Origin of the sequence: Qipengyuania sp. MTN3-11 (assembly GCF_042851825.1) — a bacterium.
Lineage (GTDB): Bacteria > Pseudomonadota > Alphaproteobacteria > Sphingomonadales > Sphingomonadaceae > Qipengyuania.
In genome coordinates this window covers 755420-770729 of the sequence record NZ_BTGM01000001.1, presented here as the reverse complement: position 1 = coordinate 770729, position 15310 = coordinate 755420, and the positions used below count along the sequence as shown (strand labels likewise).

15 protein-coding genes are annotated in these 15310 nt (G+C 66.0%); 12 read left to right on the top strand and 3 right to left on the bottom strand.

Annotation, left to right across the window (positions count from 1 at the left end; translation table 11 throughout):
• Positions 1–114: 114 nt before the first annotated feature.
• The gene (locus ACGHN1_RS03700; protein ID WP_390548436.1) at positions 115–702 is read right to left on the bottom strand and encodes a hypothetical protein; all 588 of its coding nucleotides are present in this window, start codon (positions 700–702) and stop codon (positions 115–117) included.
• A gap of 476 nt (positions 703–1178) precedes the next feature.
• Here ACGHN1_RS03700 and ACGHN1_RS03695 point away from each other — a divergent pair, with 476 nt between their 5' ends.
• The 8 genes from ACGHN1_RS03695 (at position 1179) to mmsB (ending at position 7950) form a co-directional block, all read left to right on the top strand.
• Entirely contained in the window at positions 1179–2678 is a 1500-nt protein-coding gene (locus ACGHN1_RS03695; RefSeq protein ID WP_390548434.1) for a CoA-acylating methylmalonate-semialdehyde dehydrogenase, read from the top strand.
• 46 nt (positions 2679–2724) lie between these two features.
• The gene (locus ACGHN1_RS03690) at positions 2725–3222 is read left to right on the top strand and encodes a hypothetical protein (protein ID WP_390548432.1); all 498 of its coding nucleotides are present in this window, start codon (positions 2725–2727) and stop codon (positions 3220–3222) included.
• Entirely contained in the window at positions 3222–3533 is a 312-nt protein-coding gene (locus ACGHN1_RS03685; protein ID WP_390548430.1) for an I78 family peptidase inhibitor, read from the top strand. The genes ACGHN1_RS03690 and ACGHN1_RS03685 overlap by 1 nt, the downstream gene beginning before the upstream one ends.
• Before the next feature lies 1 nt (position 3534).
• Complete coding sequence (locus tag ACGHN1_RS03680; protein WP_390548428.1) at positions 3535–3918, top strand: RidA family protein; 384 nt, start codon at positions 3535–3537, stop codon at positions 3916–3918.
• A gap of 62 nt (positions 3919–3980) precedes the next feature.
• The gene (locus tag ACGHN1_RS03675) at positions 3981–5138 is read left to right on the top strand and encodes an acyl-CoA dehydrogenase family protein (RefSeq protein WP_390548426.1); all 1158 of its coding nucleotides are present in this window, start codon (positions 3981–3983) and stop codon (positions 5136–5138) included.
• Entirely contained in the window at positions 5135–6196 is a 1062-nt protein-coding gene (locus tag ACGHN1_RS03670; protein ID WP_390548424.1) for an enoyl-CoA hydratase/isomerase family protein, read from the top strand. The genes ACGHN1_RS03675 and ACGHN1_RS03670 overlap by 4 nt, the downstream gene beginning before the upstream one ends.
• Entirely contained in the window at positions 6193–6987 is a 795-nt protein-coding gene (locus ACGHN1_RS03665) for an enoyl-CoA hydratase-related protein (protein WP_390548422.1), read from the top strand. Before ACGHN1_RS03670 ends, ACGHN1_RS03665 begins: the two co-directional genes overlap by 4 nt.
• Before the next feature lie 93 nt (positions 6988–7080).
• Positions 7081–7950 (top strand): 3-hydroxyisobutyrate dehydrogenase, encoded by an 870-nt coding sequence (gene mmsB, locus ACGHN1_RS03660; RefSeq protein ID WP_390548420.1) that lies wholly within the window; start codon positions 7081–7083, stop codon positions 7948–7950.
• On the opposite strand, the gene ACGHN1_RS03655 is transcribed toward mmsB, so the two are convergent.
• On the bottom strand, positions 7937–8662 hold the full coding sequence (locus ACGHN1_RS03655) for a hypothetical protein (protein WP_390548418.1): 726 nt from the start codon (positions 8660–8662) through the stop codon (positions 7937–7939). The two genes, mmsB and ACGHN1_RS03655, sit on opposite strands and share 14 nt — an antisense overlap.
• 93 nt (positions 8663–8755) lie before the next feature.
• Here ACGHN1_RS03655 and ACGHN1_RS03650 point away from each other — a divergent pair, with 93 nt between their 5' ends.
• Positions 8756–9547, top strand: coding sequence for an NTP transferase domain-containing protein (locus tag ACGHN1_RS03650; protein WP_390548416.1), 792 nt, complete (start codon positions 8756–8758; stop codon positions 9545–9547).
• A gap of 7 nt (positions 9548–9554) precedes the next feature.
• Positions 9555–10817 (top strand): lipopolysaccharide biosynthesis protein, encoded by a 1263-nt coding sequence (locus tag ACGHN1_RS03645; protein ID WP_390548414.1) that lies wholly within the window; start codon positions 9555–9557, stop codon positions 10815–10817.
• Here the strand turns inward: ACGHN1_RS03645 and ACGHN1_RS03640 are convergent.
• Entirely contained in the window at positions 10814–11803 is a 990-nt protein-coding gene (locus ACGHN1_RS03640; RefSeq protein ID WP_390548412.1) for a tetratricopeptide repeat protein, read from the bottom strand. The genes ACGHN1_RS03645 and ACGHN1_RS03640 overlap by 4 nt on opposite strands.
• Before the next feature lie 193 nt (positions 11804–11996).
• On the opposite strand from ACGHN1_RS03640, the gene ACGHN1_RS03635 reads away from it, so the two are divergent.
• Positions 11997–14411 carry a cyclic nucleotide-binding domain-containing protein gene (locus tag ACGHN1_RS03635; protein WP_390548410.1) on the top strand — a complete coding sequence of 805 codons (2415 nt, stop codon included), beginning with the start codon at positions 11997–11999 and terminating at the stop codon, positions 14409–14411.
• The gene (locus tag ACGHN1_RS03630) at positions 14411–15310 is read left to right on the top strand and encodes a hypothetical protein (protein ID WP_390548408.1); all 900 of its coding nucleotides are present in this window, start codon (positions 14411–14413) and stop codon (positions 15308–15310) included. Before ACGHN1_RS03635 ends, ACGHN1_RS03630 begins: the two co-directional genes overlap by 1 nt.

The window sequence follows — 15310 nt, the reverse complement described above, 5'->3', positions numbered from 1 at the left end:
CAATTTTCTCGGCTAAGAACGCCGATCCTAATCGAAACGCAAATCGGAAAAAATCACAACCTCATTCAGCGTCTTTTATCACACCGTACTCTTATGGTACGGAATTCCTTTTGCCTACAGTCGCGCCGCAACTGTAATCGACAATGAATCGCTATACTCGCCTGCAAGCAGCCCGGCCCCCCTTGGTTCTTGAGTTCGCAGCACGAATTCGCCCCCGCCCGCGGCGATCGCGTCGCCACTGCTGATGGTCCGTCGTCCGAACAGCTCGCCGCTGTTGAACTCCGCGCGCAGGACACCGCTGAGATTGGCCGAGTTCATGACCGGAACGATCATGTCGATATCGTAAGCCAGCGTACCCGCATAAGGTCCCTGCCCATCCGGCATCGTGAGATGCGCCAGCCCACCTCGGCTCGACGACACGGTGAGATCGAACGGGGTATTGCAGACCAGGCCGAACGATCCGGGAACCGTAATGCCACCCTGCAGGTCACTGCCAAGATCGATCGAACGCCCGCCGGTAACCTCGCAGCTTTCGCTGATATGGCCATTGAGCGTGAGTTCGACGCTACGGCCGATCGTGTAGCGCTCGCTCTTCGCCGAATTGGCGGCAGCGGGCGCGGCGGTCGAGGCAAGAGCGAACAGGACGAGGGACAGCTGGAAACCGCCGCGCAAACTGTCCCTCCGCATATTGGATAAGTGCATCACATACCCCCTCTGACCTCGAACCGATCGGTTCTTGGTCTGTTGCCGCCGTCTGTCTCAGTGTTCGGCACCTTCGGTCCGAGATTCCTTCTGTCGCTGAAAGACGAGGAATTTTGGACCTTACGATCGCCGGTTCTCGGGGCTCATCCGATGCGGGATGCATTCGGGAGCCCTCTGGTTAACAGCCTATTAGGATTTTCGATTGACCGAGTCCACAGGGAAGTTCAGCGAAATGGTCCTTCCCGACAGCTTGTCCTTAATCGGGACGAGCCTTATGCAAAAATTAACCAGCATCTTTTCGGATACATTGGATAGCATCTGAGGGCATAAGCGAACTTGGGCGCTGAGGGTTTGGGCCCTGATCGGCGAGAGGGGTCAATATCCATTATCCGTGAGGCCGAAGTTTCGCGACCCGCGCATTGATTTCGGACCTCTCGCTTGCCAAGGCCGTTGGCGAGAGAAGAGAGGACTTTCCCATGCGCCAAGTCGACCATTTCATCTCCGGCGGAGCCGGCGGCTCCGGTTCGGGCCGCAGCCACAAGATCTGGAACCCGTCCACGGGCGAGGTCCAGGCCGAGGTGCCGCTGGGCGATGCCGCGCTGCTCGCGCGCGCGGTGGAGACCGCCAAACAGGTCCAGCCCGAATGGGCGGCGACCAATCCCCAGCGCCGCGCACGGGTGATGTTCGAGTTCAAGCGGCTGGTCGAGGCGAACAAGCAGGAATTGGCCGAACTGCTCTCCAGCGAACACGGCAAGGTGGTCGACGACGCGCATGGCGACGTGCAGCGCGGACTCGAGGTGATCGAATATGCCTGTGGCATCCCGCAGGCTCTGAAGGGCGAATACACGCAGGGCGCGGGCCCGGGCATCGACGTCTACTCGATGCGCCAGCCGCTGGGTATCGGGGCTGGCATCACGCCGTTCAACTTCCCGGCGATGATCCCGATGTGGATGTTCGGCATGGCGGTCGCTGCGGGCAACGCCTTCATTCTCAAGCCCTCCGAGCGCGACCCGAGCGTGCCGGTGCGGCTCGCCGAGCTGTTCCTGGAAGCCGGTGCGCCCGAGGGACTGCTGCAGGTGGTCCACGGCGATAAGGAGATGGTCGATGCGATCATCGACCATGCCGACATCGCCGCGATCAGCTTCGTCGGATCGTCCGACATCGCGCAGTATATCTATTCGCGCGGCACCGCGAACGGCAAGCGGGTGCAGGCCTTCGGCGGGGCCAAGAACCACGGGATCGTCATGCCCGACGCCGATCTCGACCAAGTGGTGGGTGACCTCGCTGGCGCCGCATTCGGCTCGGCCGGCGAGCGTTGCATGGCGCTGCCGGTGGTCGTGCCGGTGGGCGAGGACACCGGCGACCGGCTGCGCGAGAAGCTGATCCCGGCGATCAACGCCCTGCGGGTCGGCGTCTCCAACGATCCGGATGCGCATTACGGTCCGGTGGTGACCCCCGAGCACAAGGCGCGGATCGAACAGTGGATCGACACCGCCGAGAAGGAAGGCGCCGAAGTCGTGATCGACGGGCGCGGCTTCACGCTCCAGGGCCACGAGAACGGCTTCTTCGTCGGACCGACCCTGCTCGACCGGGTGACGACCAAGATGGAAAGCTACCAGGAGGAGATCTTCGGCCCCGTGCTCCAGATCGTGCGCGCCAAGGATTTCGAGGAGGCGGTGCGGCTGCCGAGCGAACACCAGTACGGCAACGGCGTCGCCATCTTCACCCGCAACGGCCATGCCGCGCGCGAGTTCGCGCACCGGGTGAATGTCGGCATGGTCGGGATCAACGTGCCGATCCCGGTGCCGGTCAGCTATCACAGCTTCGGTGGCTGGAAGCGGTCCGGCTTCGGCGACATCGACCAGTACGGGCAGGAAGGCCTAAGGTTCTGGACCAAGACCAAGAAGGTGACGCAGCGCTGGCCCGATGGGGGAGGCGACGGATCGAACGCCTTCGTCATCCCGACCATGGGGTAGGGCGGATTGCGGGAAATATTCGCTGCACCCGTGCGTTGAGGCGAAGATGACCGCCATACCACGCCTCGCCCCTGCGATCGCTTTCGCCATGCTGCTCGCCGCCTGTTCGGGCGCGGACGACGCTCCGGCAGCGGAGGATAATTCGCCTTCGCCCGCAACCGCCACCCCTCCCCCGACGTCGAGGCCGGTCAAGCCCGACGGCGGGATCGGAGACGGCGCCGGTCCACCGCGTGCCGCTACGACCATCCCTGCCGACTTCCGCGGCGTCTGGGACAACGCGGACGGAAACTGCAACCCCGCCTCCGACCTGCGCATGGACATCCGCGCCGGGGAGATCGAATTCTACGAATCGCTCGGGACCGTGACCGATGTCGAAATCGAGAGCGCCGACAGCATCGTCGTCTCGCTGGCCATGGAGGGCGAGGGAGAGAGCTGGGAAGTTACCAACCGCTATACGCTCAGCGAGGGCGGACGCCTTCTGACACCGCTCGAAACCCGCGACGATCCACGCTATCAGCCCATCCCGCGAAAGAGGTGTACGTGATGCCCAGACCCGCCCTGCCGTTTCTCGCCGTTGCCGCCGCCCTCGCGGGTTGCGCCACCGTACCCGCCGAGGGCCCGATCGATGACCGCGAGGCGGGCATGGGCAACGGTGCCTGCAACGCTCAGCCGGCCCAGCGCTTCATCGGTCGGACTGCCGACCAGCAGACCGGTGCCGCGATCATGCGCGAAAGCGGCGCACGAAGCCTTCGCTGGGGCCCGCCGGGCGCGGTGTTCACCATGGATTTCCGCCAGGACAGGGTGAACGTCATGTACGACGAGAGCTCGACCATCACCGAGATCCGCTGCGGCTGACATGGTCGAGCGCGGTTTTTCCGGCTCGCCCTTCGAACGACAGTTCGGTTTCGCGCGCGCCTTGCGCACCGGTAATCGCATTCTCGTAGCGGGCACCGGCCCGGTGGAGGACGATGGCTCCTCGACCCCCGGCGATGTCGCGGTGCAGGCCGAGCGATGCTTCACCCTGGCGTTGAAGGCGATCGAGCGGCTCGGTGGCAGCGCGTCCGACATCGTGAGAACCCGCATGTTTCTGACCGATCCCGCAGATCAGGATGCGGTCGGCGCGGTCCATGCCCGCTTCTTCGCCGACAACCCGCCGGTGGCGACGATGGTCGGGGTCGCCTGGCTCTGCCGTCCCGAATGGAAGGTCGAGATCGAGGCGGAGGCGGTCCTCCCCGCCTAGGTCCGCGCAGCGGCCCACCGCACCCCTTCCCACCGCGTCGCCCCGACGCTAGGGCACGGCGCATGACCGGACAGTTCCAGCTTACCGACGACCAGCTTGCCATTCAGGAAATGGCGCAGCGCTTCACTGCCGACAACATCACGCCCCATGCCGCCGAATGGGACGAGAAGGCCCATTTCCCGCGGGACGTGATCAAACAGACCGCCGAGCTCGGCTTCGGCGCGATCTACGTCAGCGAGGAAAGCGGCGGCATCGGGCTGGGCCGGTTGGAGGCGGCGCTGATCATGGAGGCCATGGCCTATGGCTGCCCCGCCACCAGCGCCTATATCTCGATCCACAACATGGCCACCTGGATGGTCGACCGCTTCGGCGGCGAGGCGGTCAAGGCGAAATACATGTCCGACCTCGTCACCATGGAGAAGATCGCCAGCTATGCGCTGACCGAACCCGGCAGCGGATCGGATGCGGCGGGACTCAAGACCACCGCCCGGCGCGCCAACGATGGCGGGGGCGACCATTACATCCTCAACGGGACCAAGCAGTTCATCTCCGGCGGCGGCTTCAACGACGTCTATGTCACCATGGTCCGCACCGGGGAGGACAAGACCAAGGGCATCACCTGCCTCGTCGTGGACAAGGACACGCCGGGCCTGACCTTCGGCAAGCCCGAAAAGAAGCTTGGCTGGAATGCCAGCCCGACCGCGCAGGTGATTTTCGAGGATGCCAGGGTACCTGCCGAAAACCTCGTGGGAGCGGAGGGCGACGGGTTTCGCTTCGCGATGATGGGGCTCGACGGCGGACGGCTCAACATCGGCGCCTGCTCGCTTGGCGGGGCGCAGCGCTGCCTCGACGAGGCGGTGGCCTACACCAAGGAACGCCAGCAGTTCGGCCAGCCCATCGCCGACTTCCAGAACACCCAGTTCATGCTCGCCGACATGGCGACCGATCTCGAGGCGGCGCGCGCCCTCCTCTACCTCGCCGCCGCCAAGGTAACCGACAACGCGCCCGACAAGAGCCGCTTTTCGGCCATGGCCAAGCGGCTGGCGACCGACAGCGGCAGCCAGATCGTCAACGATGCGCTGCAATTGTTCGGCGGCTACGGCTATCTCAGGGAATACCCGATCGAGCGCTTCTGGCGCGATCTGCGGGTGCATTCCATTCTCGAAGGCACCAATCAGGTGATGCGAATGATCGTCGGAAGGGATTTGCTGCGGCAATGACGGAGAAGCTCGGGACCGACGAGGTCCATATCCATATTCACGAACGTGCGGGCCATATCTCCCTGAACCGGCCCAAGGCGCTGCATGCGCTGACGCTCGACATGTGCCACGCGATGAGCGCGGCGCTGCGCCGCTGGGCGGAGGACGACGAGGTTCAGGCGGTGATCCTCGACCATGCCGAGGGCCGCGGCTTCTGCGCCGGCGGCGACATCAACCTTCTGCGGCATTCGGCGCTCAACGACGGGGGGACGAGCGGCCGCCGGTTCTTTCACGACGAGTATCGGCTCAACCACCAGCTGTTCGAATATGAGAAACCGGTCGTCGCCTTCATGGACGGGATCACCATGGGCGGCGGTGTCGGCATCGCCCTGCCCTGCAAATACCGCGTCGCGACCGAGAACACACGTTTCGCCATGCCGGAGACAGGCATCGGACTGTTTCCGGATGTGGGCGGCGGGTGGCACCTGTCGCGGCTGGGCGGACGATTGGGACAGTTCCTGGCCCTGACCGGCGCGCGTCTCGACGGAGCGGAATGCCACTTCGCGGGGCTGGCGACGCATTACCTGCCGACCGACAAGCTGGCCGAAGCCAAGGCGCGAATCGCCGAGAAGCCCGACCGGATCGCCGGCATCCTCTCCGAACTCTCGGTATCGCCGCCGCCCGCGCGGATCGAGGAGAACAGCGACCGCATCAACCGCCACTTCGCCTCCGACCGCTTTGAGGACATCCTCGCCAGTCTCGAGGCCGACGACAGCGAATGGGCGGCAAAGGAACTCGCCACGCTGAGCACCAAGAGCCCGCAGACCTGCAAGGTCGCGCTTCGCCAGCTCGCGAAGAGCGAGAAACTGGCCAGCTTCGCCGACAACATGCGCATGGAATACCGCATCGCCAGCCGTGTCCTGACCCGCCCCGATTTCGCCGAGGGCGTGCGCGCGGTGATCGTCGACAAGACGAACGATCCGCAATGGGACCCGGCAACCCCCGAGGGCGTGAGCGAGGAACTGCTCGACAGCATCTTCGCCCCGCTCCCCGCCGACGAGGAATGGAAACCCCTATGAGCTACGAAGCCATCACCGTCGAACCCAATGCGAACGGGAGCGATGCGGTCACGCTGATCACGCTCAACCGCCCCAAGGCGCTGAACGCGCTCAACAGCACGATTCTGGAAGAACTGATTGACGCCTTCGGCGCCTATCAGGCCGATGGCAGCCAGCTTTGTGCGGTCCTCACCGGCTCGGGCGAGAAGGCCTTCGCCGCCGGCGCGGACATCAAGGAAATGAGCGAGAAGGAAGCGGCAGATTTCTACCTTGAGGACTTCTTCGCGCCCTGGACCAGCGAGATCGTCAAGAAGACCCGCAAGCCGTGGATCGCCGCGGTCAACGGCTTCGCGCTGGGCGGCGGATGCGAGCTCGCGATGATGGCCGATTTCATCATCGCCAGCGAGAACGCCAAATTCGGCCAGCCCGAGATCAAGCTCGGCGTTGCGCCGGGCATGGGCGGATCGCAGCGGCTGACCAGAGCGGTCGGCAAGTCCAAGGCGATGGAAATGTGCCTGACCGGCCGGATGATGGGTGCCGAGGAGGCCGAGCGCAGCAATCTGGTCGCCCGCGTGGTGTCGCATGACAGCCTGCTCGACGAAGCGATGAAGACCGCCGCGACGATTGCCGGAATGCCTCCGATGGCCGCGATCGCGAACAAGGAAATGGTCAACGCCGCCTTCGAGACTGGACTTGATCAGGGCCTCATCGTCGAACGCCGCATCTTCCAGATCCTCACCGCGAGCGAGGACAAGCAGGAAGGCATGGCCGCCTTCGTCGAGAAGCGCGAGGGCAAGTGGAAGGGGCGTTGAGCACGTCATCCCAGCGAAAGCTGGGATCTCGTGCCGCTAGGTACGATCGGGATGCGAAAGATCCCAGCTTTTGCTGGGATAACGGAGAGTAGTATGAAAATCGCTTTTATCGGCCTCGGAAACATGGGCGGCGGGATGGCCGCGAACCTGGTCAAGGCGGGGCACGAGGTGAATGCCTTCGACCTAAGCGAAGATGCGCTGGCTGTGGCCAAAGGCAGCGGCTGCGAAACTTTCTCAGATGCGCGCGACGCCGTGCAGGGCGTCGATGCGGTGGTGACCATGCTGCCCAATGGGGGGATCGTGAAGTCGGTCTATACCGACAACGTGATCGGTCATGCGCCGGAGGGCGCGGTGCTGCTCGACTGTTCGACCATCGACGTCACCACCGCCAAGGAGGTAACCGCGGCGGCGGAAAGTGCGGGTTACGACATGGTCGACGCGCCGGTTTCGGGCGGGATCGCAGCGGCGAACGGGGGCACGCTGACCTTCATGGTCGGCGGCACCGACAAGGCGTTCAATCGCGCCGAGGAGGTGCTGAACCCGATGGGCAAGGCGGTGATCCACGCCGGCGATGCGGGCGCGGGCCAGACCGCCAAGATCTGCAACAACATGCTGCTCGCCATCCACATGATCGGCACGGCCGAGGCGATGAAGATGGCCGAGAAGCTCGGCCTCGACCCGCAGAAGTTCTACGAGATTTCCTCGCAGTCCTCGGGCTACAACTGGTCGCTCAACGATTACACCCCGATGCCTGGCGTGGGCAAGCAGAGCCCGGCGGACAATGATTACAAGGGCGGGTTCGCCACCGCGCTGATGCTCAAGGATCTGCGCCTCGCGATGGAGGCCGCCGAGACTGCCGACGCCGCCGTGCCGCTGGGTGCGCGCGCCGCCTCGCTCTACGAGGATTTCGCCGGGGCCGGAAACGGCGGGCTCGATTTCTCGGCGATCATCAAGACCTATTGATCTCGGCGAGTACCGTGTCGAGCCATGCGCGCGGAGATTTCCGCCGGCCCACATCCGCGACGAATTCCTGACCGCGCGCGACGCTGCGCAGACGCTTGCCGGAAAGCCAGCGGTCGGGCCGGTCGTGATAGCTGAGCCCGCCGGGCCGCAGCCAAGCCGGCCGCCGCCACACGCTCGGCGGGCCGCCGGGCACCGTCAGCCGCAGCGCCTCTCTCGCCCGACGCGCCTGCCGCCCTTCCCCGCGATAGACCGTGTCGTTGGTGGCGGACATCGCCAGCGCGTGCGGATGGCCGATGTCGACCAGTTCGGCCGGAATGGCCTCTGCAAGCGAAACCACTTCCTCGATCCGCAAATAGCCGAAGATCCGGTGGTGCGGCTCTGCGCTGACCTCTTCGCGGAACAGGCCGAAGAACAGGAACACGTCGCCCACGCCGACTCCGCGATTGGCGAGGTGGGTCTGCGCCGCGCCGCACTGGCCGAACAGGCAGGTGCCGTCCTCGCGGAACATCGGGTCGTGGTGGCATGGGTCGTCCGCCCCCAGCCTCCCCCGGCTAGCGCGCGCGGCATGCTCGCCGAGCCCGAGATCGCCATAACGCGTGCGCGATCCGCCTGTCGTCGGTATCGGCAGGCTGACGGGGCGGCCGTCGACGATCGGCGACGGACCGCCGCCCGACGCGCTGTCGAACCCTTTGCGGCTGAAGACGATACGCATGGGTGGGGGCGCTGTCGCAACCACGCCGTGTTGGCAAGCCTGCGACCGCAAGAGCTTTGATTATCCCGGCATAGGGCCTAGGGCGCGCGGGCTATGGAGAAAGTCACCGCACTCGTGATGGCCGGCAAGCGCTCCGGCACGCTCGATCCTCTCGCCGAACGCGCGGGCGTCAGCCAGAAGAGCGTCGTGCCGGTCTACGGCAAGCCGATGATCGAGCATGTCACCGAGGCGCTGGCCGCCTGCCACCGGGTCGGCGAAATCCGCGTGGTGGCGCACGAGCCGGACGAAATCGCCGCGATCCCCTCGATAGCGAAGCTGCAGGCCGAGGGCCGTCTGACTTTCCGCCCCGGTGCCTTCAACCTCGTCGACAGCGTGTTCTCGGGGGCCGAAGGTGCGGCGTTTCCGTTGCTGATCACCACCTCGGACAATTGCCTGGTGACCGCCGCGGGCTATGCCGAATTCGTCGAAAAGTGCCTGGCCGCCGATGCGGGCGCCGCGGCTGCCTTGGCCCGCAAGGAAGACGTGATCGCCGCCGATCCGGAGGGGCAGAAGAAGTTCTACGAGTTCACCGACGGCGGCTATTCGAACTGCAACACCTACTGGATCGGCAGCCGCGAGACGCTTTCGGCGGCGGAAATCCTCCGCAGCGGTGGGCAGTTCGTCAAATATCCCGGGCGCATCGCCAAGGCCTTCGGGCTGATGAACCTGATTCGCTTCTATTTCGGCTGGGGCGACAAGGAGAAGCTGTTCGCGCAGATTTCGCGCCGGTTCGGTTACCGGCTGGTGCCGGTGGTCCTGTCCAACGGCGAATTCGCCATCGACGTCGACGAACCGCGGAGCTTCGCGATCACCGAGAAGCTGCTCGCCCGGCGCGAGGTCGGCTGAGGCGCGCATGAAGCGCCTGTTCGGCAACATCGGCTGGCTGCTCGGCGGGCGCGGCTTCAACGCCGTGCTCAGTCTGGTCTACCTCGCGCTCGCGACGCGGACGCTGGGGCTTGCCGGCTTCGGCCATTTCGCGCTGATCGTCGCGCTGGGCCAGACGGTGACCGGGCTCGCCAATTTCCAGACCTGGCAATTCGTCGTGCGCTGGGGTGCGGAGGACACCGGGCCGCAGCGCGCTGTCGGCTTCGCCATGGCGCTCGACCTGCTCTCCATCGGCCTCGGCACCGTGCTCGCCGCCGGACTGGTCTGGAGCGCGCAGTTCTGGTTGCCGCTGCCGACCGAACTCTTGCCGCTGGCCTTCGGTTTCTGCGTGATCTCGCTGCTGTCGATCCGCACCACGCCGGTGGGGATCATGCGGCTGCATTTCGTCTACGGGCGCGAGACCGCCGCGGATGCGGTGCAGCCCGCGATCAGGGCGATGGGAGCGATCCTGGCAGCGCTCTACATGCCGAGTGTGGCCGGCTTCATCCTGGCCTGGGCCGCGGCCGAGGTCGCCGTGGCGGCAGCCATGTGGTTCGCCGCCTCGCGCGTCGAGCGGATCGATCCGCGGCAAATCAGCCTGACCAAACTGCCACGCGAAAATCCCGGTGCCTGGCGGTTCGTCTGGGCGACCAATTTCAGCGGCAGTCTCAACGTCGGCGGCAAACAGGTCATGCTGCTGCTGGTCGGGGCCATCGGCGGTGACACGCTCGCCGGCGGCTTCCGGGTCGCCGCCCAGCTCGGCCAGGCGCTGGTGCAACTGGCGCAGACCGTTTCCAAGGCGATCTATCCAGAGCTCGTTCATGCCCGCGAGACCGCGCACGCGATCGCCCGGCGCATGGCGAACATCGCGCTGATCGCCGGGTTCATCGCGGTGCTGGTGGCGATCATGGTCGGTCGCCCGGCGCTGGCGCTGATCGCCGGTCCGGAGTTTCGGGTCTACTGGCCGATGGTCATCCTGGCGATCGCCGGGGCGTTCGAACTGGTCGGCGCGAGCCTCGAATCGCTGCTGGTCAGCGCCGGCAAGGCGCATGTCGCCTTCTTCTGCCGCGCGGTCCCGACCCTGCTCGCCTTCCTGCTCCTGGAAACCTCGATCGGGTGGATGGGGCTTAAGGGCGCGGGCTTTGCGGTGCTGGGATCGAGCGCGCTTTCGGTGGTGGGCTTCTGGGTGGCGATCATCTCGCTCTCCCAGATCCGCATCACCGTGGAAGAGCCGCCTGCCCGGCCGCGCTAAGTCACGCCGAGCAGCCGCGCCTCTGCATCGAGCCGCTCGCGTGCCGCGGGATTGGCGGACTTCGCCTTGGCAAGCGCCTCGCGCGCCTTCTGCCCATCGCCCAGCGTCACGTAGCTGCGCATCAACAGCACCCAGCCGTCGACATCGCGCGGATTGGCGCGCTGTTTCGCTTCGCGGCTGGCGACCATGCCGCGGACCATCTCCTGCTGCTGGTCGGGCGACATCTGGCTGGCGGCCTGCATCTGCTCGGCGGTCGGACCGGGGATCGCCTGGCCCGCGGTCAGGCCGCCCATCCCGCCTGCCACACCGGGACTGAGCGGCGGCACACCCGCCATGCCCGAGACCGGCGCGGCGGCGGCGAAGGTTTTGCTGCGCGCCTCTTCGGCTGCGGCGATCCGGCTTTCGGTGGCGATGTCGTTGATCTTGCCGACCTGCTCGATCGTCCGCACCAGATCGCCTTCCCACGGCGCGCCGGGCGGAGTGTCCTCGAGCAGTGCCAGCCAGTCGGCGATCGCGCCCGGCGAATCGCCCTGCAAATCCTTGCGCACCGCCATGAAATAGCGCGCCCTTGGGTCAGTATCGTCGAGCGCCAGCGCCTTTTCGAAAGCCTCCACCGCGGCGCGCGGCATCGGGTCGCGCTCGCTGGCCATCACCCGCGCCTCGCCCAGCGAGGACCACATGACCGCGTTTTCGGGATCGAGAGCCACGGCGCGCTCGTAAGCGGCGGCCGCTTCGGCGAATTCGTTGCGCTGGAAGCGGGCGAAAGCGAGTTCCTGCCAGACGCCGGGATCGTCTGGCGAGGCCTCAGCCCGGCGCTGCAGCTCCTCGATCGAGAGCGGCGCCTCGGGATCGGCCTCGGCCACCCGATCGGCCTCGTCCCCGCCCAGGCTCCGCCAGCCGACCGCGGTCACGGCCACCGCCGCGGCCACGCCCAGGGCCAGAAGCCCCGCCTTGCCGCCGAAGCCGCGCGATTTGGTCTCGTCCATAAACGATGCGCTAGCAAGTCGGCGAGCCGCGAGCAATTCGCTCTGGTCTATTCCGCCTCATAGGGTATTGTGGAGGCCGCAAAGACGGCCGCGACAGAATGGCCGGGGTTTCCAGGGGTCGCACCAACCGGGGGGCGTGCGGGAAGTGTCGGACAAGGTGCGTGTCGCGATTGTGGGATCGGGACCTGCGGGCATGAGCGCCGCCGGCCGTGCCGCGCAATTGGGCATGACCCACGTGCTGCTGGAGAAGACCGACCACCTCTCCGACACGATCTACAAATACCAGAAGGGCAAGCACGTCATGGCGACGCCCAGCAATCTGGTGCTGCGGTCGGACTTCGATTTCGACGCCGGGAAGCGCGAATTCATCCTCGACACCTGGAACCGCCAGACGGAGGAGAACAAGGTCAACGTCATGCTCGATGCCGAGGTGGTGGAGATCACCGGCGAGACGGGCGCGTTCCAGATCAAGCTCAAGAACGGCAAGACCGTCGAGGCGGAGGCGGTCGTGCTGGCGATCGGCACGCAGGGCAATCCCAACAAGCTGCGCTGCCCCGGCGCGGACCTTCCGCTGATCCAGTATCAGCTCGACGATCCCGGCGAATATTTCGACGAGCACATCACCGTGATCGGATCGGGCGATGCGGGGATCGAGAACGCGCTCGGCCTCGCCGCCGATTCGGCGCAGGCCAACGTCGTCCACATCCTCAACCGCAGCGCCGATTTCGCCCGCGCCAAGAAGGCCAACGTGGCGTTGCTCGAGGAAGCCGAGCGCGACGGCAAGGTCATCGTCATGCGCGAGACCACGCCGGCCGAGGTGCGCCACGGCGAGAACGGGGGCGAGCTGGTGCTCGACACACGCGACGGGCAGCAGACGATCCGTTGCGACCGGATCATCGCGCGCACCGGATCGCAGCCGCCGCGCGGTTTCGTCGAGGCGATGGGGGTGCAGTTCACCAGCGAGGACCATGCCGCCTTCCCCCAGCTCTCGCCCAGCTTCGAGACGACCAAGAACGGCATCCACGTCATCGGCGCGCTGGCGGGCTATCCGTTGATCAAGCACTGCATGAACCAGGGCTACGACGTCATCGAGTTCCTGAACGGCAATGCCGACCTCAAGCCCGCCGACGAGCCGATCCTGGCGGAGAAGTTCGCCGTGCTCCCAGGCCGGCGCTCGGTCGAGGAATGGCTCGAGACTTTTCGCAAACAGATCGTCATCCTCGAGGAGCTCTCGCCCCTGCAGATGCGCGAGCTGATGCTCGACAGCGAGGTTCATGGCTACCGCGCGGGCGAGGTGATCTTCACCCGCAACGATCCCGGATCCTCGATGTTCGCCATCGCCGAGGGCTCGGTGGTGGTCGAGGTCGACCCCAACGACCCCTCCGTCACCGTGCCGATCGAGCAGGGGACGATCTTCGGCGAGGTCGGCCTGATTTCCGGCCGCCGCCGCGGCGCGACGATCCGCGCGGCGGAGGATACCGTGTGCATGGAGCTGTCGCGCAACGCCGCGCTCAAGCTGCTCGCCACCGCGCCTTCGGCCAACCGCGCGGTCAACCGTATCACGATCGAGCGCCAGCTGCTGCAGATTTTCGGCTCGGGCCTGTCCAAGGAAGACGTCGTCGAGCTGGTCGAACAAGCCGAGCTGGTCGATGTCCGCGCCGGCTCCAAGGTGATCGAGGAGGGCGCGGAGGACAAGGATCTCTACATCATCCAGCGCGGCTCGATGATCGTCGAGAAGGAGATCGGCGGGCACCCGGTGTTCCTCTCATACCTCCCCGCCGGGTCCTTCTTCGGCGAGATGGCGGTGATCGACGGATCGCGGCGTACCGCCACGGTCAAGGCGGCGATCAAGAGCTCGGTGGTCAAGTTTCCCGGCGAGGCCTTCTCCGCTCTGCTCGAGCGCAAGCCCCAGCTGCGCGAGCGCGCGCTCGACGTCATGGCCGGGCGGCGCGAAGTCACCGCCTTCATCGAAAACCAGAAGGCAAGCTTCGGCAGCGCGGTCGACATGTATTCGCAGACCGCCCGGTTTCTGATCGACAACGGCCTCGGCGAAGCGACCGACGTGCTGCTGATCGACGAGAAGCTGTGCGTCGGCTGCGACAATTGCGAAAAGGCCTGCGCCGACAGCCACGAGGGATTGAGCCGGCTCGACCGCGAGGCGGGGACGACCTACGCCCACCTCCACGTGCCGACATCCTGCCGTCACTGCGAACATCCGCACTGCATGGCCGATTGCCCGCCCAATGCGATCAAGCGCGGACCGGACGGCGAGGTGTTCATCGACGACACCTGCATCGGCTGCGGCAATTGCCAGCGCAACTGCCCCTACGGCGTGATCCGGCTCGACGCCAAGCCGCCGCCCAAGCCCGGCCTGCTGCAATGGCTGCTGTTCGGCCGCGGCCCGGGCCCGGGCGAGGCGAGCTACGCCTGGCGCAAGAAGAAGATCGAGCAGTCCGGCAAGGAAGTGCCCAAGACCGCGATTAAGTGCGACATGTGCTCGGGCATCGAGGGCGGCCCGGCATGCGTACGCGCCTGCCCCACCGGTGCCGCCATCCGCGTCAGCCCGGAGAAATTCCTGACCTTCACCAAGCTCGAGGAGGTCGAGTGATGGCCACCAGGGCGGCTGGTGGCGCGGCCGGTGCGGGGACGGCCAAGTTCAATCGCGACGAACGCCGGCGCGACGCCGACCACGAAAGCTTCCTCGCGCACAAGCGATTCCGCTATCTCTGGGTCGCCCTCGCTCTCGTGGCCGCCTGCTTCGCCAGCTACGCGCTGGTCGATGTGAGCCCGCGCCACAACGGCGGCAGCTGGTACGGCTACACGCTCGGCACCATCGGGGCGCTGCTGATCGTCTGGTTGACGCTGCTGGGCGTGCGCAAGCGGCGGATGACACCGGGCCGGTGGAGCCTCAAGGCCTGGACCAGCGCGCATGTCTATCTGGGCCTCAGCCTCGTCGTGATCGGCACGCTCCACACCGGCTTCCAGCTCGGCTGGAACGTGCATACGCTCGCCTGGGCGCTGATGATGCTGGTGATCGCCTCGGGCATCTGGGGCATCATCGCCTATGCCAACCTTCCGCAAAAACTCTCCGCCAACCGCGGCGAGATGACACGCGAGGCGATGGTGGAATCGCTGGCCGCGATCGACCGCCAGCTGGATGCCGCCGCCCAGCCGCTGAGCCGGGGAGACACCGACCTGGTGATCGCTGCGCTGGAGAAGGATATCTTCAAGGCGGGAGTGGTCTCGCGCCTTACCGGTCGGCTCCCGCGTGATCCGACGAAGCGCGCGCTGGAGCGTCTGTCGGTCGGGCGCGAACGGTCCGAAGTCGAGGCGCTGGAAAAGGTCCGCGCGCTGCTGGGCCGGCGGCAAGCCCAGGTGCTGCAGATCCGCCGGCAGATGCGCACCAAGGCGCTGCTCGAGGTGTGGCTGTTCGTCCACATCCCCCTGACCATCGCGCTGCTGGCCGCGCTGACCGCGCATATCGTCAGCGTTTTCTACTATTGGTGA

What these genes read in the sequence shown, in the direction of transcription:
- ACGHN1_RS03700 (WP_390548436.1), bottom strand. Translation starts at nt 702, where the DNA reads ATGCACTTATCCAATATGCGGAGGGACAGTTTGCGCGGCGGTTTCCAG.
- ACGHN1_RS03650 (WP_390548416.1), top strand. Translation starts at nt 8,756, where the DNA reads ATGGAGAAAGTCACCGCACTCGTGATGGCCGGCAAGCGCTCCGGCACG.
- ACGHN1_RS03680 (WP_390548428.1), top strand. Translation starts at nt 3,535, where the DNA reads ATGGTCGAGCGCGGTTTTTCCGGCTCGCCCTTCGAACGACAGTTCGGT.
- ACGHN1_RS03675 (WP_390548426.1), top strand. Translation starts at nt 3,981, where the DNA reads ATGACCGGACAGTTCCAGCTTACCGACGACCAGCTTGCCATTCAGGAA.
- ACGHN1_RS03685 (WP_390548430.1), top strand. Translation starts at nt 3,222, where the DNA reads ATGCCCAGACCCGCCCTGCCGTTTCTCGCCGTTGCCGCCGCCCTCGCG.
- ACGHN1_RS03645 (WP_390548414.1), top strand. Translation starts at nt 9,555, where the DNA reads ATGAAGCGCCTGTTCGGCAACATCGGCTGGCTGCTCGGCGGGCGCGGC.
- mmsB (WP_390548420.1), top strand. Translation starts at nt 7,081, where the DNA reads ATGAAAATCGCTTTTATCGGCCTCGGAAACATGGGCGGCGGGATGGCC.
- ACGHN1_RS03635 (WP_390548410.1), top strand. Translation starts at nt 11,997, where the DNA reads ATGAGCGCCGCCGGCCGTGCCGCGCAATTGGGCATGACCCACGTGCTG.
- ACGHN1_RS03695 (WP_390548434.1), top strand. Translation starts at nt 1,179, where the DNA reads ATGCGCCAAGTCGACCATTTCATCTCCGGCGGAGCCGGCGGCTCCGGT.
- ACGHN1_RS03640 (WP_390548412.1), bottom strand. Translation starts at nt 11,803, where the DNA reads ATGGACGAGACCAAATCGCGCGGCTTCGGCGGCAAGGCGGGGCTTCTG.
- ACGHN1_RS03690 (WP_390548432.1), top strand. Translation starts at nt 2,725, where the DNA reads ATGACCGCCATACCACGCCTCGCCCCTGCGATCGCTTTCGCCATGCTG.
- ACGHN1_RS03665 (WP_390548422.1), top strand. Translation starts at nt 6,193, where the DNA reads ATGAGCTACGAAGCCATCACCGTCGAACCCAATGCGAACGGGAGCGAT.
- ACGHN1_RS03670 (WP_390548424.1), top strand. Translation starts at nt 5,135, where the DNA reads ATGACGGAGAAGCTCGGGACCGACGAGGTCCATATCCATATTCACGAA.
- ACGHN1_RS03630 (WP_390548408.1), top strand. Translation starts at nt 14,411, where the DNA reads ATGGCCACCAGGGCGGCTGGTGGCGCGGCCGGTGCGGGGACGGCCAAG.
- ACGHN1_RS03655 (WP_390548418.1), bottom strand. Translation starts at nt 8,662, where the DNA reads ATGCGTATCGTCTTCAGCCGCAAAGGGTTCGACAGCGCGTCGGGCGGC.